The sequence below is a fragment of the Bradyrhizobium sp. CCBAU 51745 genome, assembly GCF_028128715.1.
GTDB lineage: Bacteria > Pseudomonadota > Alphaproteobacteria > Rhizobiales > Xanthobacteraceae > Bradyrhizobium > Bradyrhizobium manausense.
On record NZ_LBJP01000093.1, the window covers coordinates 229,796 to 251,226 of the forward strand.

The 21,431-nt window shown below is 63.5% G+C and carries 17 protein-coding genes; 11 read left to right on the forward strand and 6 right to left on the reverse strand.

What is annotated here, in order from left to right:
* Positions 1 to 141: 141 nt before the first annotated feature.
* Together XH98_RS37405 and XH98_RS37410 are read right to left on the reverse strand one after the other, a co-directional pair.
* On the reverse strand, positions 142 to 1,356 hold the full coding sequence (locus XH98_RS37405; protein WP_271621525.1) for an ABC transporter substrate-binding protein: 1,215 nt from the start codon (positions 1,354 to 1,356) through the stop codon (positions 142 to 144).
* Positions 1,357 to 1,454: 98 nt separating this feature from the next.
* Positions 1,455 to 2,348: a helix-turn-helix transcriptional regulator gene (locus XH98_RS37410; RefSeq protein WP_271600948.1), complete on the reverse strand. Its 894-nt coding sequence runs from the start codon at positions 2,346 to 2,348 to the stop codon at positions 1,455 to 1,457.
* 268 nt (positions 2,349 to 2,616) lie between these two features.
* Between XH98_RS37410 and XH98_RS37415 the strand changes: the two genes are divergently transcribed.
* The 3 genes from XH98_RS37415 to XH98_RS37425 are packed head-to-tail and all read left to right on the forward strand — an operon-like array spanning position 2,617 to position 6,568.
* Positions 2,617 to 3,444, forward strand: coding sequence for a substrate-binding domain-containing protein (locus XH98_RS37415; protein ID WP_220001649.1), 828 nt, complete (start codon positions 2,617 to 2,619; stop codon positions 3,442 to 3,444).
* A 54-nt stretch (positions 3,445 to 3,498) separates the two neighbouring features.
* Positions 3,499 to 4,605, forward strand: coding sequence for a molybdopterin-binding protein (locus XH98_RS37420; protein ID WP_271621526.1), 1,107 nt, complete (start codon positions 3,499 to 3,501; stop codon positions 4,603 to 4,605).
* A 13-nt stretch (positions 4,606 to 4,618) separates the two neighbouring features.
* Positions 4,619 to 6,568 (forward strand): molybdopterin biosynthesis protein, encoded by a 1,950-nt coding sequence (locus tag XH98_RS37425; RefSeq protein WP_271621527.1) that lies wholly within the window; start codon positions 4,619 to 4,621, stop codon positions 6,566 to 6,568.
* A 268-nt stretch (positions 6,569 to 6,836) separates the two neighbouring features.
* Here the strand turns inward: XH98_RS37425 and mobA are convergent, their stop codons facing one another.
* Positions 6,837 to 7,472, reverse strand: coding sequence for a molybdenum cofactor guanylyltransferase MobA (mobA, locus tag XH98_RS37430; protein ID WP_271601052.1), 636 nt, complete (start codon positions 7,470 to 7,472; stop codon positions 6,837 to 6,839).
* A gap of 1 nt (position 7,473) precedes the next feature.
* A complete protein-coding gene (locus XH98_RS37435) occupies positions 7,474 to 8,364 on the reverse strand; it encodes a formate dehydrogenase accessory sulfurtransferase FdhD (protein ID WP_271621528.1) in 891 nt (296 codons plus the stop codon).
* A 203-nt stretch (positions 8,365 to 8,567) separates the two neighbouring features.
* Between XH98_RS37435 and mobB the strand changes: the two genes are divergently transcribed.
* The 8 genes from mobB to ybaK all read left to right on the forward strand — a co-directional run bounded on the left by mobB (position 8,568) and on the right by ybaK (position 18,363).
* Positions 8,568 to 9,095: a molybdopterin-guanine dinucleotide biosynthesis protein B gene (mobB, locus tag XH98_RS37440; RefSeq protein ID WP_057747728.1), complete on the forward strand. Its 528-nt coding sequence runs from the start codon at positions 8,568 to 8,570 to the stop codon at positions 9,093 to 9,095.
* A 9-nt stretch (positions 9,096 to 9,104) separates the two neighbouring features.
* A complete protein-coding gene (locus tag XH98_RS37445) occupies positions 9,105 to 10,361 on the forward strand; it encodes a molybdopterin molybdotransferase MoeA (protein ID WP_271621529.1) in 1,257 nt (418 codons plus the stop codon).
* A gap of 45 nt (positions 10,362 to 10,406) precedes the next feature.
* A complete protein-coding gene (locus tag XH98_RS37450) occupies positions 10,407 to 10,670 on the forward strand; it encodes a sulfurtransferase TusA family protein (protein ID WP_271621530.1) in 264 nt (87 codons plus the stop codon).
* A 318-nt stretch (positions 10,671 to 10,988) separates the two neighbouring features.
* Positions 10,989 to 12,644, forward strand: coding sequence for an OFA family MFS transporter (locus XH98_RS37455; RefSeq protein WP_271600955.1), 1,656 nt, complete (start codon positions 10,989 to 10,991; stop codon positions 12,642 to 12,644).
* A gap of 86 nt (positions 12,645 to 12,730) precedes the next feature.
* Positions 12,731 to 13,006 carry a hypothetical protein gene (locus XH98_RS37460; RefSeq protein ID WP_057747716.1) on the forward strand — a complete coding sequence of 92 codons (276 nt, stop codon included), beginning with the start codon at positions 12,731 to 12,733 and terminating at the stop codon, positions 13,004 to 13,006.
* 250 nt (positions 13,007 to 13,256) lie between these two features.
* Entirely contained in the window at positions 13,257 to 14,966 is a 1,710-nt protein-coding gene (locus tag XH98_RS37465; protein WP_271621531.1) for an NADH-ubiquinone oxidoreductase-F iron-sulfur binding region domain-containing protein, read from the forward strand.
* Complete coding sequence (gene fdhF / locus XH98_RS37470; protein WP_271621532.1) at positions 14,963 to 17,731, forward strand: formate dehydrogenase subunit alpha; 2,769 nt, start codon at positions 14,963 to 14,965, stop codon at positions 17,729 to 17,731. Before XH98_RS37465 ends, fdhF begins: the two co-directional genes overlap by 4 nt.
* Positions 17,732 to 17,889: 158 nt before the next feature.
* Positions 17,890 to 18,363: a Cys-tRNA(Pro) deacylase gene (gene ybaK / locus XH98_RS37475; RefSeq protein WP_271600959.1), complete on the forward strand. Its 474-nt coding sequence runs from the start codon at positions 17,890 to 17,892 to the stop codon at positions 18,361 to 18,363.
* 263 nt (positions 18,364 to 18,626) lie between these two features.
* Here the strand turns inward: ybaK and XH98_RS37480 are convergent, their stop codons facing one another.
* On the reverse strand, positions 18,627 to 19,937 hold the full coding sequence (locus XH98_RS37480) for a hypothetical protein (RefSeq protein WP_271621533.1): 1,311 nt from the start codon (positions 19,935 to 19,937) through the stop codon (positions 18,627 to 18,629).
* A 761-nt stretch (positions 19,938 to 20,698) separates the two neighbouring features.
* Complete coding sequence (locus XH98_RS37485) at positions 20,699 to 21,394, reverse strand: GntR family transcriptional regulator (RefSeq protein WP_271600961.1); 696 nt, start codon at positions 21,392 to 21,394, stop codon at positions 20,699 to 20,701.
* Positions 21,395 to 21,431: the final 37 nt, after the last annotated feature.

Below are 21,431 nucleotides of genomic sequence, written 5' to 3' on the forward strand. Positions count from 1 at the left end.
CACAAAAACCGCCCGCTGCCTACATGGCCTCAAGTCGATGTTGACGCAGGCGCAGCCGGGCCGATGATGACATTCGTAAGTCGTATCCTTCTCAGTGTCGCGAGATCGGCGTGGTGAAGTGACGATCGCTCTAAGCGATCGTTATTTCTTCAGCATCGCACACGCCGGGTCCGGCGGGCCGAAGGCCTTGTCGCCGGGAATCGTCGTGAGGATCTTGTAATAGTCCCACGGATATTTGCTCTCCTCCGGCGTCTTCACCTGCACCAGCCAGAGGTCGTGCACCATCAGATTGTCATCGCGAAGCTTGCCGTGGCGGGCGAAGAAATCCTCGACCGGCGTCTCGCGCATTTTCGCCGCGACCTTGAGCGGATCGTCGGTGCCGGTCTCCTTGATGGCGTTGAGATAGTGGATCACGCTGGAATAGACGCCGGCCTGCCACATCGACGGCATCTTGTTCATCTTGGCGAAATAGCGCTTCGACCATTCGCGGGTCTTGTCATCCATGTCCCAGTAGAACGAGGTCGTCAGGAGCAGGCCCTGCGCGGCCTGCAGGCCGAGGCCGTGGATGTCGGTGATCAGCGCCAGCAGCGCCGCCATCTGCTGGCCGCCCTTGAACACGCCGAACTCCGAGCCGGTCTTGATCTCGTTCATGTTGTTGGGGGGACCTGCCGCAATGCCGATGATCTTGGCCTTGGAGGCCTGCGCCTGCAGCACAAAGGAGGAGAGGTCAGGCGTCGCCAGCGGCGGCTTCACCGAGCCCAGCACCTTGCCACCATTGGCGGTGATGACGCTGGAGGCGTCGCGCTCCAGCGAGTGACCGAAGGCGTAATCGTCGGTGATGAAGAACCAGCTGTCGCCGCCGCGCTTGACCACCGCATCCGCAGTGCCGACCGCGAGCGCGCGGGTGTCGAACACCCACTGCATCGCATAGGGCGAGCAGAACTTGCCGTGGAAGTCCGCGGTGCCGGTGGAGTGGGTGATGAACAGCCGCTTCTTCTCGTTGGCGATGTTCTGCAGCGCAAGGCCGACGGCCGAGACCGGCACGTCGACGATCAGGTCGACCTGGTCGACATCGTACCAGCGCCGCGCGATCGCAGCGCCAATGTCCGCCTTGAGCTGGTGGTCGCCGATCACGATGCGGATCGGCTTGCCGAGCACAGTGCCGCCGAAATCGTCGATCGCCATCTGCGCCGCCGTCACCGAGCCCTGGCCGGTCGGCGCGGAGGCGGGGCCATTCATGTCGGTGAGCACGCCGATCTTGACGACGTCGTCGGACACCTGCGCCATCGCGGCACCCGACAGCAGCGCCGCCGCCAAGGCGGCCGCAACCGGCAGTCCAAATTTCATTGGATTCACGCTCGTCCTCCCCTGATCCGGCGCGTTGACCGAAACTTGCCGGGTACGGCCCGGCTGAATTGGTTTCTTTTGCAACTATTTGGGGGTGGGCGTCAATCTCAGGCCGCGAAACGGATTTGGCCTGCGGGCGAGGGATCGTACCCGGTCAGCTCCTCGGCGCGTTGGCACAGCCGCCGTTCGTCCAGGAACCGGATCAGGGCCTGCATGGCGGGGCGGAAATAGCTGCGCTGCCGCATTGCGAGGTCAAAATTCTCCCAGACCAGCGGCACGAAATCGAGCCCGGCCGAGCGCGCTGCCGCGCGCGTCGCGACGCCGCAATCGGCTTGTCCGGCGCGGACCATCTCGGCGAGGTCGGGCCCGGTGAGGGCCGGCGTCTCCACCCGTCGCAGATCGCGCGTCGAGGCGCCGGCGCGCTTCAGCAGCACGTCGAGCAGCATCTGCGCGCCGGTGCCTTGCTGTCGCATCGCCATCCGCGCGCCGAGCGCGAGCACGTCGGAGAGCCCCTGCAACTGCTTTGGATTGCCGGACGGCAGCACGAGCCCTTGTTCGCGGCGCACGAAGGCGACCAGCAGCGCATCATGTAAGTCAGGTGCGTCCCGCAGCGCCGTCACGCTGGCGTCGGAGGCAAGGTTGCCTTCCGCGTCGAGGCTGTGGAAGTGCACGGCGACCGCCATCACCTCGTTGCGTTGCAGCCGCTCGAGCCCGCGTGCGCTGCCTTCTGTCATCGATCCGAGGCCTGAACCGGACTCGCGGAGGCTCCAGTCCAGCAGCTCGTCCTGGCTGCCGCCCACCACCGGCGGCGGCTCTGCCGTCAGCATGCCGGCAGGGCGCGCCAGGCCCGACAGCACCCAGAGGTCGAGCTCGTGTCGCGGGAAGAGCCATTTGCCTGTTACCTTGGTGCAGGGGATCGCGCCGTTGGTTACGAGTTCGTAGAGCTTGCGTTCGCCGAGGCGGAGATAGTCCGCGGCTTCGCTGGTCGTCAGGAATTCCATCCTGCATTCCTATGCAAATTCTTGCTTCCTTTTTGACGTTCAACGCAGGGGAATTCTGCATTTCAGTTTTTGTCCGCGGGAACCATGCCTGATCATCTCGCTGCTTTGCAACACGTCCGCACGCCGGTTTTCACTGCTTTAGTGAACGATCTTAAAGCGTGCGCGTGCTTGCCGAGATTTCCCGAAAGACCTTCCCAATGGGTATCGCGTCACGAGTGCGGCGCAATCGATCATCATCATGATCGCGTCATAGCAATGGGAACCTGATATGGGCCGCCTGTCCGTCGCTTTCGCGCTTTCCTGCGGCCTCACGGCGGCCGTTGCGGCCGCGTCCGCGCAGGACCGCAGTATCGTCCTCGCGACAACGACGGCGACGCAAGAATCCGGCCTCATGGATTATCTGCTGCCGATTTTCCGCGACAAGACCGGCATCGAGATGACGGTGATTGCACGCCGAAGCGACGAGGTGCTCGATGTTGCCCGGAGAGGCGAGGTCGACGTGGTGTTGATGCATGCCCGGCCGCAGGAGGAGAAATTCGTCGCTGACGGTTTCGCCAGCAAGCGCTACGACGTGATGTACAATGATTTCGTGCTGATCGGGCCGAAGAGCGATCCCGCCGGCGTGAAGGGCAAGGACATCGCCACTGCGCTGAAAGCCATCGAAGCCAAGGGTGCGCCGTTCGTGACGCGCGGCGATCGTTCCGGCACTCATGCGGCGGAGCTCGCACTCTGGATCGTTGCCGGCATCGACATCGCCAGTGCCAAGGGCGCCTGGTATCGCGAAAGCGGGCAGGGCATGACCGCGGCGCTCGATGCCGCACGCAAGGCGAATGCCTATATGCTTGCAGATCGCGCCAGCTGGATCTCGTTCAGGGAACGCGGCGATCTCGACATCATCGTCGAGGGCGACAAGCGGTTGCTCAACCAATATGGCGTGATGCTGGTGAACCCGGAAAAATTTCCGGACGTGAAGAGAGAGCTGGGCCAGACCTTCATCGAGTGGCTGATCTCTCCGGAGGGGCAAGCGGCGATCGCCGGTTACAAGGTCGACGGGCAGCAGGTGTTCTTTCCGAACGCGGACAAATCGGGCGGCTGACGGCCGAGGTAGGAGCGGTTGCCAAACCGCGCGATGCGTGGTCCATCATGAGACATGATCCAGCGCCTGCCGCCTTCATTGACGCCGCTCGAGACCGGGCTCGCCGCACTGCTGCGTGGCGTCGATCCGGTCGTGCCGGTCGAATTGTCGCTGATTGAAGCGGCCGGCTGTATTTCCGCGGGCATGCCATTGCTGCCGGCCTCTCCGCCGCGCGACATCGCTGCAGTGGATGGCTGGGCGCTTTGCGCCCGCGATCTCGTCGGCGCGTCCTCCTATTCGCCGCTGCCTCTGGCCGGCCTTCCGGTGTGGGTCGAGGCCGGCGGCGCGATGCCGGCGGGCTGCGATTGCGTGCTCGATGTTGACGCAGTCGAGGTGTCGGGCCCGCTCGCCCAGGTGCTGATGGAGGGCGTTCCGGGACAAGGTGTCGCGCGTGCGGGCAGCGATATCGCCGAGAACGCGCCCGCGGCCGCAACGGGATGTCCCGTCGATGCAGCAGCTCTGTTGCTCGCGCGCGTTGCGGGTGCGGACAGGCTGAGCGTCAGGCGGCCGCGCCTGCGCATCGTCAACGTGCCGGGTGGAAGCGCGACGCTGCAGATGATCGCCGAGCTTTCAAGCGCGGCAGGGTTGGATGTGAGCATGCATGAAGCCGGTTCGCGCGATGCGGCGTCGATCGCAGCGGCGCTCGATGTGTCCGCCTGCGATCTTCTGCTGACGATCGGCGGCAGCGGCGTCGGTCGCGCGGATGCCGCGGTGACGGCGCTGGCTGAGCGCGGGGCGGAGCTCGCCCACGGTCTTGCGCTCCAGCCTGGACGGACCGCAGCCGCTGGTCGGCTCGGAAACATTCCGGTCGTCGCCTTGCCCGGTTCGCCGGCTCAAGCGCTTGCGGTCTGGGTTGCGCTGGCGCTTCCGCTGATCGATCGATTGTCGGCACGGCAACCACGTCGCACGGTGACCTTGCCGCTCGCGCGAAAAATCGCATCCGGCGTCGGCATTGCCGAGATCGCGCTCCTGGCGGAGGAACATAAAACCTGGATGCCGCTTGCCATGGGCGAATGGCCGCTGCACGCAATCGGCCGATCCGATGCATGGTTGCTTATTCCCGCGAGCCGCGAGGGATTTGCTGCGGGCGAACCGGTCGATGCTTATTTGATGCGGGAATGATATGGGTTCCGGCATGACGATGATCCCAAGGCCGCCAGATCGCAGCACGCTCGAGCAGGAGCAGTTTCTCAAAATCCTTTCGCGTGAGGAGGCGTTGGTGCGCTTCGATGCTGCGCTGTTTCCGCGTCCGGTCCCGAATGAGGCGCGCAAGCTCGCCGATGCGCTCGGTGCGGCCCTTGCTGAAGACATCACCGCGCCGATCGACGTGCCGCCCTTCGATCGCTCCAATGTCGACGGCTTTGCCGTGCGCTCGGCAGATCTTTCAGTCGCCGGCGAAGGCGCGCCCGTGCGGCTGGCGCTGAACGGCGAGACCATTCACTGCGGCACCGCACCTGTGCTGCAAGTGACGACAGGAACCGCAACGCCAATCGCGACCGGCGGCCCGCTGCCGCGCGGCGCCGATGCCGTCGTCATGGTCGAGCACACCCAGCCGTCCGGCCTCGCTGCGATCGATGTCCGTCGCGCAGTCTCGCCGGGGCAGTTCGTCTCGTACGCCGGCTCCGACATCGCGCGCAGCGAAGCGCTGTTGCGCGCCGGCACAATCATCGGCTCGCGCGAGATCGGCATGCTGGCGGCCTGCGGCATAGCCGAGGTCAGAGTCGCACGGAAGCCGCGGGTTGCGGTGATCTCCACTGGCGACGAGCTCGTGCAGCCCGGCGAGGCGCTTGCGCCGGCGGCGATCTACGACACCAATGGTGCGATCGTCGCAGCCGCGATCAACGAGAACGGCGGCGAGGCGATCTTCCTCGGTGCGATTCCCGACGACGAAGTCAGGCTGGAAGTGGCGATGCGTCAGGCGCTGGCGGATTCCGACATGCTGGTGCTGTCGGGCGGCACATCGAAGGGAGCGGGCGACCTGTCCCATCGCATTATCGATCGGCTCGGCCTGCCCGGCGTCATCGCGCATGGCGTGGCGCTCAAGCCCGGCAAGCCGCTGTGCCTTGCCGTGTGCGACGGCAAGCCGGTGGTGATCCTGCCGGGCTTTCCGACCTCGGCGATGTTCACCTTCCACGACATGATCGTGCCGGCGCTGCGCAAGATGGCCGGATTGCCGCCACGCTCCGATGCCAAGGTGAGTGCGACCGTGCCGGTACGCATTGCCTCCGAGCTAGGCCGTACCGAGTTCGTCATGGTCTCGCTGGTCGACGGCAAGGACGGGCTGATCGCCTACCCTTCCGGCAAGGGCTCAGGTGCGATCACATCCTTCGCGCAGGCCGATGGCTTTCTGCGCATCGATGCGCTCGCCGACCAGATGCCGGCGGGGACGAAGGCCGAGGTGACGCTGTTCACGCCGCATGTGCGGGTGCCTGATCTCGTCATCGTTGGCAGCCATTGCACCGGCCTCGATCTCGTGACCGCGCCGCTCGCCCATGCGGGCCTCACTGTGCGCTCGATTGCCGTTGGCAGTCTCGGGGGCCTGGCGGCGGCCAAGCGCGGCGAATGCGATTTCGCGCCGATCCATCTGTTCGACGACAAGACGGAGACCTACAACGCGCCGTATCTCGTCGAGGGGCTCGAGCTCGTGCCGGGATGGCGGCGGATGCAAGGCATTGTCTTCCGCAAAGGCGACAAGCGCTTCGAGGAGAGGGGCGCAAACGAGGCCGTCGCTGCCGCGGTCGCCGACCCCGCCTGCATCATGGTCAACCGCAACCAGGGCGCCGGCACGCGTATCTTGATCGACCGCCTGCTCGGCGGAGCGCGCCCGGAAGGCTATTGGAATCAGCCGCGCTCGCACAACGCGGTTGCCGCCGCCGTCGCGCAGCACCGTGCGGACTGGGGCCTGACCATTGCGCCGGTCGCCCATGCGGCCAATCTCGGTTTCATTCCGTTCGCGGAAGAGCATTATGATTTTGCCTTGGTGACCTCGCGCAAGCAGCGTCCGGCCGTGCAGGCTTTTCTCAATGCGCTCGGCTCGGAGGAGGCGCGTACGGCGCTGCAGCGAGCCGGATTCCGGCCTGCCTAAAGCGCGATGAGATGGGGTTCAATCGTCATCGCGCCTAAGCTCTTTGTTTGAGGATGATCTCCGCGCAAGCGCGTTCCGCTGACGTCGCCAGGGAAAACCGCTTCACACTTTTCCGGATCATGCTCTAGACGACCGAGCCGATGCCGTTGGCTTGAGCGGCGCGCTCTCTCGCGCATTCCCGCTCCTCGGCTTCCGCATGGCTGATCCGGAGTGCGTCCCGATCAGTAGTCGCAGCTCGTCTCCATCCGGTTCGATGTTCCGTTAAATGCTAGGATGCCGCATCCAGTGCCGCGAGACGCTCGGCTGCAGTGATGTCCTCCACCGTGTTCGCATTGAAGAACGGATCGAGCGGCTCGGCGGGCCATGTTACTGTCGCAAGCGGATAGCGCGCGGTCCAGCGGTCGATCTTGCGGAGATCCTCGACGACCAGGGCGTGGCGCAGCTCGTCGCGCAAGGCGACGCGCCACAGGCCAATCACCGGATGCGACTGGTCGCCCGAGGCGGCGACCGCGAGCTGCGCGTTCTCCCGCGCCCGCGCCGCGTGGAGCCGTGCGACGAGGTCACGTGGCAGGAACGGGCAGTCCCCGGCGGCGCTGAGCACCCATTCGATCTCCGGCCGGTTTGCTGCGGTCCAGTCCAGTGCGGCCAAAATGCCGGCGAGCGGACCGGGGAAGCCGGGCACGTCGTCGGCAACAACCTGCAAGCCGAATGTAGCGAAACGCGCCGGATCGCCATTGGCGTTGAGGATCAGTCCATCGCACTGGGGCGACAGGCGCGCGATCACGCGCTCCAGAATGGTGCGGCCGCCGATGGTGCGCATCGGCTTGTCGCCACCGCCCATGCGACGTGCCAGGCCGCCGGCGAGCAGCACGCCAAGAGTCGGTGGAAGGCTCGTTGGCGGAATGCTAGTCGTCACCACTTTCGCCCTTGCGCTTGTGCCTCGCTGATTCCTCTTCGACGTAAGCGAGGTTCTGGTCGTAGACGATCCGCTCCTCGCCGGCGAGTGCGATGAAGCGCTTGCCGCGGGTGCGTCCGACCAGCGTCAGGCCGACTTGCCGCGCGAGATCGACGCCCCAGGCGGTGAAGCCGGATCGCGACACCAGGATCGGAATGCCCATGCGTACGGTCTTGATCACCATCTCCGAGGTGAGGCGGCCCGTGGTGTAGAGGATCTTGTCGCCGGGATCGACGCCGTGGCGGTACATCCAGCCTGCGATCTTGTCGACCGCATTATGGCGGCCGACGTCCTCGGTGTAGCAGAGCGGCTCGCCTTCCTTGCACAGCACGCAGCCATGGATCGCGCCGGCCTCGAGATAGAGCGATGGCATGGTGTTGATGGTTTGCGTCATCCGGTAGAGCCAGGAGGTGCGCAGCTCCGCCCTTGGCAGCGCGACGCTCTCGACCGCTTCCAACAGATCGCCGAAGGCGGTGCCCTGCGCACAGCCGGAAGTCTGCGTGCGCTTCTTGAGCTTGGCTTCGAAATTGGTGTGGTGTGAGGTGCGCACGACAACGACCTGAAGGTCGTCGTCATATTCGACCTCGGTGACCGCGTCGTTATATTTCAGCATGTTCTGGTTCAGCAAATAGCCGAGCGCCAGATATTCCGGATAGTCGCCGATCGTCATCATGGTGACGATCTCCTGGGAATTCAGGTAGAGCGTCAGCGGCCGCTCCATCGGCACCTTGATTTCGACCCTGGCGCCGGTCTGGTCAGTCCCGGTCACGCTCTGGGTCAGGCGCGGGTCGCCGGGGTCAGGGATAATCAGAGGCACCGGGGCCTTGTCGATCTTCATCATGGCCGCGACGTTAGCATGACATTCGCCCCAAGCCGATATAAGCATGCCGGGGAGTGGGCAAAATGCCTGCGTTCGTCAGTGCGAGCGAAGCGATCCGGCATCTTTCCTCGGAAGCACCCTGGATTGCTTCGCTGCGTTCGCAATGACGGGGAGAGGCCGGAGGTTCCATCTGCTCGCGAGCCGGTGGCGGAGATCGAATGGTTATGAAAGTCATCGGCCTTGCAGGCTGGAGCGGAGCGGGCAAGACCACGCTGTTGACGCGGCTGATCCCGCATTTCAACGCGCAGGGCCTGCGCGTCTCCGTCATCAAGCATGCCCACCATCGGTTTGACGTCGATGTGCCCGGCAAGGATTCGTGGCGCCACCGCGAGGCCGGGGCGGCCGAGGTGCTGGTGGCGTCGTCGAACCGCTGGGCCTTGATGCACGAGTTGCGCGGCGCAGCCGAGCCGCGGTTGCCGGAACTTCTCGGCAAGCTGTCCGCGGTCGATCTCGTCGTGGTCGAAGGCTTCAAGCGCGAGCCGCATCGCAAGATCGAGGTGCATCGGGCCGCCAATGCCAAGCCGCTGCTGTTCCCCGATGATCCCGGCATTGTCGGGATTGCCACCGACGCTGCGGTTGAAACCCGGCTGCCGACCGTCCATCTCGATGACATCGAGGCTGTAGCGGCTCTCATGCTGCGTGCCGCCATACAGGTCGAGGATGCGATGGCAAGAAGCGCGGCGACGCGCTGACGAGGCACCATGGCGCAACTGTCGGACGATTGCTTTGCTTTCGGCGGACCGATGATGTCGGTCGACGAGGCTGTTGGCCTGATCACGACCCGCGTCCACGCGATTGCCGACCTAGAGACGGTGGCGCTCGTGGATGCCGACGGGCGCGTGCTGGCGCGCGATATCGCGGCGCCGCTGCCGTTGCCGCCTTTCACCAACTCTGCCGTCGACGGCTATGCCGTCGGCGACGCGGATCTTCCGCAGGACGGGGAACAGGCCTTTCCGCTCGATCGCCGTATCCAGGCCGGCGGCCTTGCGGAGGCGCCGATCAAGCCCGGCCACACTGCACGCATCTTCACGGGCGCGCCGATGCCGCCGGGGGCCGGGACCGTCTTCATGCAGGAGGATGTCCGCATCGATGTATCAGGAAAGATCGTGCTGCCATCAGGGCTGAAGTCGGGTGCGAACGTCCGGCCGGCAGGCGAGGATATCCCCGTTGGCCAGATCGCGCTGCGAGCAGGCCTGCGACTGCGGCCGCAGCATGTTGCCCTTGCCGCCGCGTTTGGTCTGACCCAACTCGATGTGGTCAGGCGCATTCGCGTCGCCGTGTTCTCGACCGGCAACGAGTTGGCCTCGCCGGGCGAGCCGCGTGCGGCCTCGCAGCTGTTCGATTCCAACCGTTTCATGCTGATGGCGATGCTGCGCCGGCTCGGCTGCGAGGTCTCCGATCTCGGCATTCTGCGCGACGAGCGTGCCTCGCTTGCGAGCGGATTGAAGCAGGTTGCAGGTCAGCATGATCTGATCCTCACCACCGGCGGCGTCTCGACCGGCGAGGAGGACCACGTCAAGGCGGCGGTCGAGAGCGTCGGCTCACTCGTGCTGTGGCGGATGGCGATCAAGCCCGGCCGGCCTGTGGCAATGGGCATCATCGGCGGCACGCCGCTGATCGGGCTGCCCGGTAATCCCGTCGCAAGTTTCGTCACATTCGTTCACGTGGTGCGGCCAACCGTGCTCGCGCTCGCCGGCAGCCTGCCGGAGCCGCTAGCGCCGATCCCGCTGCGTGCGGCGTTCACCTATAGGAAGAAGCTGGGTCGCCGCGAATATGTTCGCGCCTCGTTGCGCCGCGCACAGGATGGCGCGCTGGAGGCAATCAAGTTCCCGCGCGAAGGAGCAGGCCTGCTGTCGTCATTGGTGGAGACCGATGGCCTCATTGAACTCGGCGAAGATATCACGCGCGTCGAACCCGGCGACAGCGTAGGTTTCCTGTCCTACGCCAACCTGCTCTGAGGCCCTCGCGTTGACGCAATCGATCCCTCCCGCCATGTTGCCCTGATGACCAGAACGACGCTTAATCTCACCGGGCTCAAATGCCCGTTGCCGGCCCTCAAGACGCGCAAGGCGCTGAAACCATTGCAGCCGGGCGATCAGCTCGAAGTCCTCTGCACCGATCCCTTGTCGATCATTGACATTCCGAACCTGATCCGCGAGACGGGCGACACGGTGGAGATCACCGAGCGCAACGAGGCGCGCATCGTGTTCTTGATAGAAAAAGCGAATGGCTCGATAAAAAGTGCCAATGGTGCGCTGCGTTCTTAGGCGCGTTACTGCGCTGATACCGACCTTTTGTCTATCGACATCGATCCCGGCTTCTGCCCCAATTGACTTTGTCCGCGCCGGCGCGGAGGTTGAATCGTGTCCGCGATACGCGGATCAGCGGGCCACGCACGAAGCCGTCACATCGTATCGGGCATAGAGTCCTGTTCGAGGGGTTAACTTCTCAGACATGCGTGACGGTCCTGGCGCGTGTTGGATGATTTTGCGGAGCAGCGGGGACCAGAGCTGCGCCGCAATGGGCTGAGGAACAGGATCGTAGCGGCAGTCTCGCTCAGAAGGGCGACTGCAGGGGAGGAGTGCATGACGACAATCGAGAGCGCGGGAAGGATTTCAGGCGCTGGCGCAGGAATTTTCGATCGCGAACATACGGTCGCAAAGGCAGGCTTCAACCGATGGCTGGTGCCGCCGGCGGCGCTCTGCATCCATCTCTGCATCGGCATGGCCTACGGCTTCTCCGTGTTCTGGCTGCCGCTGTCGCGCGCGATCGGCATCACGCAGAGCAAGGCCTGCCCGGACATCTCGCTGTTTCAGGAGCTGTTCACCACCACCTGCGATTGGAAGGTCGCGAGCCTGGGGTGGATGTACACGCTGTTCTTCGTGCTGCTCGGCGTCTCCGCCGCGATCTGGGGCGGCTGGCTCGAGCGCGCGGGCCCGCGCAAGGCGGGTGCCGTCGCGGCCTGCTGCTGGGGCGGTGGTCTTCTGATCGGCGCCTTCGGCGTCTATGTCCACCAACTCTGGATCATGTGGCTCGGTTGCGGCGTGATCGGCGGCGTCGGTCTCGGTTTGGGCTACATCTCGCCGGTGTCGACGCTGGTGAAATGGTTCCCCGACCGTCGCGGCATGGCGACCGGCATGGCCATCATGGGATTTGGCGGCGGCGCCATGATCGGCGCGCCCCTCGCCAACCTCCTGATCAACTATTTCAAGACGCCGACCTCGGTCGGTGTCTGGGAGACGTTCGTTGCGATGGGCGTCATCTATTTCGTGTTCATGATGATCGGCGCGTTTGCCTATCGCGTGATCCCGGTCGGCTGGCAGCCCGAGGGCTGGACGCCGCCGAGCGAAAAGAAGTCGATGATCACCGAGCATCACGTGCATCTCGACAATGCGCACAAGACGCCGCAGTTCTGGCTGATCTGGTGGGTGCTCTGCCTGAACGTGTCGGCAGGCATCGGCGTGATCGGCATGGCCTCGCCGATGTTGCAGGAGATCTTCGCCGGCAAGCTGATCGGTCTGCCCGATGTAACTTTCAGCCAGCTCTCGACTGAGCAGAAGACCGTCATCGCCGGCATCGCGGCGGGCTTTGCCGGTCTGTTGTCGCTGTTCAACATCGCCGGCAGGTTCTTCTGGGCCTCGCTGTCCGACTATCTCGGCCGCAAGAACACCTATTACACGTTCTTCCTGCTCGGCATCGCGCTCTACGCGCTGGCGCCGACCTTTGCGGCAATGGGCTCGAAGCTGCTGTTCGTGGTCGGCTTCGGCATTATCCTGTCGATGTATGGCGGTGGCTTCGCGACCGTGCCTGCCTATCTCGCCGACATGTTCGGCACACAGTTTGTCGGTGCCATTCATGGCCGTCTGCTGACGGCATGGTCGACCGCGGGCATCATCGGCCCGGTCGTGGTGAACTACATCCGCGAGTTCCAACTCGCCGCCGGTGTGCCGCGCGATCAGCTCTACAACACGACGATGTACATCCTCTGCGCCATGCTGATCGCCGGCTTGATCTGCAACTATCTGATCAAGCCCGTCGATCCCAAGTGGAACATGAGCCAGGAGGAGGTCGCCCGCTTGCAGGCGGCCAGCGCGAAGAACGAAGCGGCGATCCAGCACGGCTCGTTTGGCATCGGCAGGGGCGGTCTGGATGCCAAGGCGGCGCTGTTCTGGGCTTTCGTCGGAGTTCCCTTGGCCTGGGGCGTCTGGAAGACGCTGGAGAGCGCGGTCAAGATCTTCTGATCGTAGATCCATGCCGCCGCGGAAGGTCACATGGCCTTCCGCGCGCATCTGTCGAATTGCTCAAGAACAGAATCTAGGGGGATTTCATGCTTCGCACCCGTATCTGCCTTGCCGCCATGATGCTGGCAGCAAGCCTTCACACCGCGTCCGCGCAGACCGCGACGGCGCCTGCACCTGCCGCAACGACCGACGCCAAGCCATCGGGCAAGATCAAGCTCACCATGCAGAAGCTGAAAGACATGAAGGCGAAGTGGGCCGCCAACAAGCCGAAGCTGAAGGCGTGTCGCGCCGAGGTGAAGGCCAAGGGGCTGATCGGCGATGACCGCTGGTTCTATATCCAGGACTGCATGGACAGGACCTAAGCCAGGGTTCCACTTTGCGGTTGCGCGGAGGGTACGCAGAGCGGTGGCCTTCCCCGTAAAGCATTATAGAGTCTTTCTAAATTCTCTCTTGCATCTGGCATACCAGAGACTAGAGTCGGTTCGATCGGGTTCGATCCACTGTGCCGCGGAGACGCGGTTCCCGGATGATCGTGCCTAGAAAATCAGGGCGGATCGCGATGGTCATCCCGCCCGGAGATCATCGCGCTTTTGAGGAGAACGCGACGTTTCCATGAGCAGCAACGACGACGTTCACAAGGTCAGGGAATTCGAGCACCCGGGCGAGGGGCGCCGGCGCGCCAAGGCGACGCCCAAGGGGCGTCAGGTCGATCCGACCGCCGCGCATGAGATCGAGCAATTGCTCGGAGATCGCCCGCGGCGGCGCGATCTCCTGATCGAATATCTGCACCTGATCCAGGACACATATCACCAGATCTCGGCTGCGCATCTCGCCGCGCTTGCCGACGAGATGAAGCTCGCCTTCGCCGAAGTGTTCGAGACCGCGACCTTCTACGCGCATTTCGACGTGGTGAAGGAGGGCGAGCCTGATATTGCCCCGCTGACGGTCCGCGTCTGCGATTCGCTGACCTGCGCGATGCTCGGGGGAGAGAAGCTGCTTGCGGATTTGCAAGACGCCTCTGGGCCCGGCATCCGCGTGGTGCGCGCGCCCTGCGTCGGCCGCTGCGATACCGCGCCTGCCGCGGAAGTCGGACACAACTTCGTCGATCACGCGACCGTTGCCAATGTGATGGCTGCGGCGAAGGTCGGTGATACTCACGCGCATCTGCCTGATTATATCGATTACGACGCTTATGTTGCCGGCGGCGGCTACAAGCTGCTGGGCCGCTTGCGCTCGGGCGAGATGTCGACGGACGATCTCTTGAAGTCGCTCGACGATGCTTCGCTGCGCGGCCTCGGCGGCGCGGGCTTCCCGACGGGACGCAAATGGCGTGCGGTGCTGGGCGAGCCCGGTCCGCGGCTGATGGCGATCAATGGCGACGAGGGCGAGCCCGGCACGTTCAAGGACCGCTATTATCTCGAAACCGATCCGCATCGCTTCATCGAGGGCATGCTGATCGGCGCGCATGTGGTGCAGGCCTCCGACGTCTACATCTATCTGCGCGACGAATATCCGGCCTCGCGCGAGATCCTGACGCGCGAGATCGCAAAGTTGCCTGCGGGCGGACCGACATTGCACATGCGCCGCGGCGCCGGCGCTTACATCTGCGGCGAAGAGTCTTCGCTGCTCGAAAGCATCGAGGGCAAGCGCGGTCTACCCCGGCACAAGCCGCCTTATCCGTTCCAGGTCGGCCTGTTCGGCCTGCCGACGTTGATCAACAACATCGAGACGCTGTGGTGGGTGCGCGACATCGTCGAGAAGGGCGCCGACTGGTGGAAGGGCCATGGCCGCCATGAGCGGCACGGCCTGCGCAGCTTCTCGGTCTCGGGGCGCGTCAAGAATCCGGGCATGAAGCTTGCGCCTGCGGGCATCACCGTGCGCGAGCTGATCGACGAATATTGCGGCGGCATGGCCGATGGCCACCAGTTCTACGCCTACCTTCCGGGCGGCGCGTCCGGCGGTATCCTGCCGGCGTCGATGGACGACATCCCGCTCGATTTCGGCACGCTCGAAAAATACGGCTGCTTCATCGGTTCGGCCGCGATCGTGATCCTGTCGCAAAAGGACAGCGTGCGCGCAGCCGCACTGAACCTGATGAAATTTTTCGAGGACGAGAGCTGCGGCCAGTGCACGCCGTGCCGCGTCGGAACCCAGAAGGCGGCGCTGCTGATGCAGAAGCCGGTCTGGAACCGCGCATTGCTGGAAGAATTGAGCCAGGCGATGCGCGATGCCTCGATCTGCGGGCTTGGCCAGGCGGCATCGAATCCGCTGTCCTCCGTGATCAAGTATTTCCCTGACGAGTTCAAGGAAGCGGCCGAATGACCAAGATTACGTTCGAGCTCGACGGCAAGCAGGTCGAGGCCAGGCCCGGCGAGACGATCTGGCAGGTCGCCAAACGCCAGGGCCGCGACATCCCGCATTTGTGCTATTCGCCCGCACCAGACTATCGGCCCGACGGCAATTGCCGCGCCTGCATGGTCGAGATCGAGGGCGAGCGGGTGCTGGCGGCTTCGTGCAAGCGCACGCCGTCGGTCGGCATGAAGGTGAAGACCGAATCCGCGCGCGCGACCGCCGCGCAGAAAATGGTGATGGAGCTGCTTGTCGCCGATCAGCCGGCGCGCGAGACCAGCCACGATCCGGATTCGAAGTTCTGGCACTGGGCCGAGACCACGGGCGTCACCGAGAGCCGCTTCCCGGCTGCCGAGCGTTGGGAGACCGACGCCAGCCATCCGGCGATGCGGGTCAATCTCGATGCCTGCATCCAGTGCGGCCTCTGCGTGCGCGCTTGCCGCGAGGTCCAGGTCAATGACGTCATCGGCATGGCCTATCGCAACCATAGTTCCAAGATCGTGTTCGACTTCGACGATCCCATGGGTGAGTCGACCTGCGTTGCTTGCGGCGAATGCGTGCAGGCCTGTCCGACCGGCGCGCTGATGCCGGCCGTCATGCTCGACGACAAGCAGACCCGCGTGACTTACGCCGACAGGAAGGTGGATTCGCTCTGCCCGTTCTGCGGCGTCGGCTGCCAAGTCACCTACGAGGTCAAGGACGAGAAGGTGATTTATGCCGAGGGCCGCGATGGCCCCGCCAATCATAACCGTCTCTGCGTCAAGGGTCGCTTCGGCTTCGACTACATCCACCATCCGCATCGTCTGACCAAGCCGCTGGTGCGGCTGCCGAATGCGAAGAAGGATGCCAACGACCAGGTCGATCCGGCCAATCCCTTTACCCATTTCCGCGAGGCAAGCTGGGACGAGGCGCTCGACATCGCCGCCAAGGGCCTCGTCGAGATCCGCGACGAGAAGGGCGTGAAGGCGCTCGCCGGCTTCGGCTCGGCCAAGGGCTCCAATGAGGAGGCCTATCTGTTCCAGAAGCTGGTCCGCACCGGCTTCGGCTCGAACAACGTCGATCACTGCACCCGGCTATGCCACGCCTCGTCGGTCGCGGCGCTGTTCGAAGGCCTGAGCTCCGGCGCGGTGTCGGCGCCGTTCTCGGCGGCGATGGACGCGGAAGTGATCTGGGTGATCGGCGCCAATCCGACCGTCAACCATCCGGTGGCCGCGACCTTCATCAAGAACGCGGTCAAGCAGAACGGCGCAAAACTGTTCGTGATGGATCCGCGCCGGCAGTCGCTGTCGCGTCACGCCACCAAGCATCTGCAGTTCAAGCCCGGCTCCGACGTCGCCATGCTGAACGCGATGATCAACACGATCATCACCGAAGGCCTGACCGACGATCAGTACATCGCGGGCTACACCGAGGGCTTCGAGGACCTCAAGGAGAAGATCAAGGAGTTCACGCCGGAGAAGATGGAGCCGATCTGCGGCATCCCGGCGCAGACGCTGCGCGAAGTCGCGCGTACCTATGCACGCGCCAAATCGTCGATCATCTTCTGGGGCATGGGCATCAGCCAGCACGTCCATGGCACCGACAATGCGCGCTGCCTGATCGCGCTGGCGCTGATCACCGGCCAGGTCGGCCGGCCCGGCACCGGCCTGCATCCGCTGCGCGGCCAGAACAACGTGCAGGGCGCCTCCGACGCCGGCCTGATCCCGATGTTCCTGCCGGACTACCAGCCGGTCGGTCGCGACGATCTGCGCGGGGCTTTCGAAAAGCTGTGGCAGCAGGATCTCGATCCCGTCCGCGGCCTGACCGTGGTCGAGATCATGAACGCGATCCATGCGGGCGAGATCAAGGGCATGTATATCGAGGGTGAGAATCCCGCGATGTCCGACCCCGACTTGCAGCATGCGCGCCAGGCGCTCGCGATGCTCGATCATCTCGTGGTGCAGGATCTTTTCGTCACCGAGACCGCGTTCCACGCCGACGTCATCCTGCCGGCCTCGGCGTTTGCCGAGAAGGACGGCTCCTTCACCAACACCGATCGCCGCGTCCAGCTCGCGCGTCAGGTGATCAAGCCGCCGGGCGATGCGCGGCAGGATCTCTGGATCATCCAGGAGATCGGCAAGCGCATGGGCCTGCCGTGGAATTATGCCGGCCCGGGCGATGTCTACACCGAGATGGCGGAGCTGATGCCGTCGCTGAAGAACATCAGCTGGGAGCGGCTGGTGCGCGAAGGCGCCGTCACCTATCCGGCCGATGCTCCCGACAAGCCCGGCAACGAGATCATCTTCACCACGGGCTTCCCGACCGCGAGCGGTCGCGGCAAGATCGTGCCGGCCAAGGTCATCCCGCCGGATGAGCTTCCGGACGACGAATATCCGATGGTGCTGTCGACCGGCCGCGTGCTGGAGCACTGGCACACCGGCTCGATGACCCGCCGCGCCCAGGTGCTCGACCAGATCGAGCCCGAGGCGGTGGCGTTCATGTCGCCGAAGGACATGCGCAAGAAGAAGCTCGTGCCTGGCGATTTCATTCGGCTCGAGACCCGCCGCGGCGCGGTCGAGGTCAAGGTGCGGTCGGATCGCGACGTGCCCGAGAACATGGTGTTCATGCCGTTCTGCTACGCGGAAGCGGCGGCGAACCTGCTCACCAATCCGGCGCTCGATCCGTTCGGCAAGATCCCGGAGTTCAAGTTCTGCGCGGCGAGGGCCGAGCGGGCGGAGATGCGGGACGCGGCGGAGTAGCATCAGGCGAAAAACAACCCCATGCACAGTAGGACGGGGTTGAAAGGCTTGAGGAATTTTCGGTCTTACCGAAAAATGCTTGCGGCGTCGGGCAAAACACCTGTATAAAGGCATGATCACCAACAGCGCCGGGCATCGCCGTTCGGCAAACGTACCTCATGTCCAAAGTCACCCCGGCCACCCGCGCGCTCGCAGCCGCCGGTGCCGCCTTCACCGTCCACGCCTACGACTATGATCCCGATGCCGAAAGCATCGGCCTGCAGGCCGCCGCCGCGCTCGGCGAAGATCCGGCGCGCGTCTTGAAGACGCTGATGGCGCTGGTGGACGGCAAGCCGGTTTGCGTCATCGTGCCGTCCGACCAGGAAGTTTCGATGAAGAAGCTCGCAGCAGCCGTGGGCGGCAAGTCGGCGCAGATGATGAAGCCGCCGGAGGCCGAGCGCGTCACCGGCTACAAGGTCGGCGGCATCAGCCCGTTCGGGCAGCGCAAGCAGGTCGCCACCGTGATCGAGAGAAGCGCGCTCGTGCATGATCTCGTTTATCTCAATGGCGGCCAGCGAGGCCTGCAGGTGCGGATGAAGCCGGCCGATGTACGGGACGTCGTGAAGGCCGTCGTGGCCGAGGTGATTGCCTGACGATCCTTGAGACAAAGCGACAGATCGGCCTGCGGCGTTTCCCCAGGGAAGCCGCCCGCATGTCTAAGTTGGATTTTTCGACGCTTCTGTTGAAACGGTTTGAGGTCTGTTCTGGACCAAGAATCCGATGGCACCGCGCGATCTAACCAACGCGATGTCACTCTCCTCAAGGCGATCTACCAGACGCTGCGAGCAAAGCGTTAGTTTGGGACTTGCGGCTGCTGTAGCGGATCGCCGAACTTTCGCCGCATCGACCTATCACCTCAATCCGGCGCCCACTCATTTCCACTTGAAATAGAGACCTTCATGCCGGCTGTTAAGAGAGTTCTTGCCTCAGGCGTTTGGTGGAATGCCTGGACAACGTGGTGGTGCGGGTTCGTTCCGCCAACTCCAAACTCGCCAAATTCGATCTTTACGCCCTGCTGCTGTAGGTACGCAACCAAGCGACCGACGTTCGTGCTGGGATCACCCCACTGATCTTTTCTCCCATCCAGTTCCCAGGCCGCCGCGAAATCCGGCATTGAGAGCGTCAGCCGCTTCGGAAGAAGGCTCCTATCGACGACCATCGCCGGAACCAGCTGGCATTTCGTGATGTCGTTTACGCAATTGCTCGCTGCGCTAGTTATGTCATTGAGCGACTTGGCCACCTTGGCGACGTACGCCGTCAATGCCGAAGCGTCGTACGGTTCGAATTGATCGGAATGGGTCTCAACATAGTCGACGTCCGAAAGAAACTGCTGCAGAATCGCTCGGTCTTGCATAAACTTGGCCAGGCTATCTCTGGCTGCTTGTATTTGCACGAAGTTGGGAGGCTTAGGAAGGTCAAGCGCAAGGTAATCTTGCAATGATACGGTATACCTCACGGGACTTGCTTTGACTGTAGAAGGAAACGCTGTAATTTTGGCAACCAGTTCAGGCAGCGAAATTGACATCTTCGCCGTGTCTCCAGCACCACCTCTTTGAAACACATTTACAGATATTTGCATATTCTGGGTTATTCTCTGAATAGAGTCCGCGAAACCAACGCTTGCGTCGACACCCCCGACTCCAAACTGGAGCCCCGCGCTCAATCGATTTGTTATATCGACCTTGTCGCTATCTGTGCGCGTTGTAAATTCTAACACTGCCCATAACTCGCCGCCCGAAGTCATTTCCTTCACGTACAAATCGCCAAACTCCTCGCGGAAACGCTTATTGTCTCCGTTCGCTAGCAACGTGCTTGCAGACGTCGTAAGCGCCTCATTTTCAATAATCGTCGGTGGGTTGGAAACCGTGATCCCCGCGACCAAAAAAATAGAATAGGCATGAAAATTAGATTGTTCAGTGAATGAAAATTTCTCCGAGCCCGAGAACAGGTCGTAAGAACCTGACACACTTACGTCAATGCCCATGGACTTCTTCAGATCATCAACAGTCTCAATCATCTTGAGGTGGAAGCGTACGGTTTGCCCGCTAAATGATCCATCAGAGCTAGGGGCGGAGTAAGTCACCCCCTTTCCCCGTACGTTTCCGTTTAGGTCGTCAACTCCATTGCCGAAATCCATCATTGGGTTGAATTCCCGCGTAGCGTTCATGGACGATCTCCCTATCCGGCAACGGCGCGCTATAATTCAAGTAATCGCGAAATTCTGTGCGACGTCAGTATCGTTGACGAGCGTTACGGTGATTTGAGAATCATAATCTCCATCCCAAGAGAAACATCGGGACGGCATTGAGCATCGCGGTTCGCAATACGCGTCTTTCCTCCGATGCAAACCGGGACTTACTGTACGGAGCACCGCCGTTCTACGTTGTGAAGCAGTTCACAACTTCTACGTTCATTTTCAAACGCCTCCGTGGCGCAAGGCGGTTATTAGCCCCGGCAGGCCACCACTGGGGCAAGGGTGAATGTCGATCAGCCGCGTCGCGATCTGGAAGCTTCCGGGATCAACCGCCGTGGGAGTGCGGACCTTTGTATTTGATTGGAACGCGTCTACTGCGATAGCGAGCTTCGCGCTTTCGACTGGCCAGACCTGGAGCGTGGACGAACCGGCTCAACTCAAGCCATCTCCCACACTCACGATGCGCAGTGTCTCGCGCGCGTTCCGAACTTCCAGTCCTCGACAATTTGACTCTCGCTGGCGCCTCGCTTCGATGCCGACATGACTGTCCGCCTCATTAAGCACGGAGCGTGCCCGGTACTGGTAGCTTCGAGGTGCGCTTCTCTGATGGACGCCGGCGTCGATGTTTCGACAACCGCCATCGCCAACGGATCAGGTCCGATCGTAGTAGTTTGATCTACCACACGAGGCGACTTCCGCTTGACCCGCGGACGTGACGTTCACGAGTGCACGTCCTACTGCTTCTGCAACAGCTTCAGCCGGCAGCGCAGCGCCTCGCGGATGTGGGCGCGGGCGAGCTGCTCGGCCTTGTCACCGTCGCGCGCGGCGATGGCATCGATGATGGCCAGGTGCTCGCCGTGGCTGGTCGAAGGGCGCCCCGACACGGTGAAGGTGGTCGGGCCGAGCAGAGCGATCCAGTCCTGCAATTCGCGCGAGGCGTTGTCGAGATAGCGGTTGCGCGCGGCGCGGCAGATCGCTTCGTGGAAGGCGCGGTTGAGCCTTGCCATTTCCCTTGCCATCTCGGCGGCGTCGGTCTCGGATGCTTCCGCCAAAGCCTGCTCGATGTCCCTGAGCGCGTCGACCTCCGGCGCCGAGGCGTGTTCGGCGGCGAGGCGCGCAGCGGCGCCCTCCATGATCTCGCGCATGGCGTAGAGCTCGAGCACCTCCGAGATGTCGAGATTGCGCACGATCAGGCCGCGGCCGCCGGCGGGCTCGACAAAGCCGCGCGCCGCGAGGCGGCCCAATGCTTCGCGCACCGGGGTGCGGCTGACCTTCAGCCGCTGCGCGACCTCTTCCTCGCGCAAGCGGTCCCCGGCGCGGTAGCTGCCGGCCTGGAGCGCCTCACAGAGCGAACGGAATACGGCCTCGCCCAGCGCGACGCCGCCGTCGCGCGCGATTGCTCCGCCTGACTTTACCGGGCGCCTGGCCATGGTCCCTCGAAGCACCACGCGCATCCTGCCCATGCAG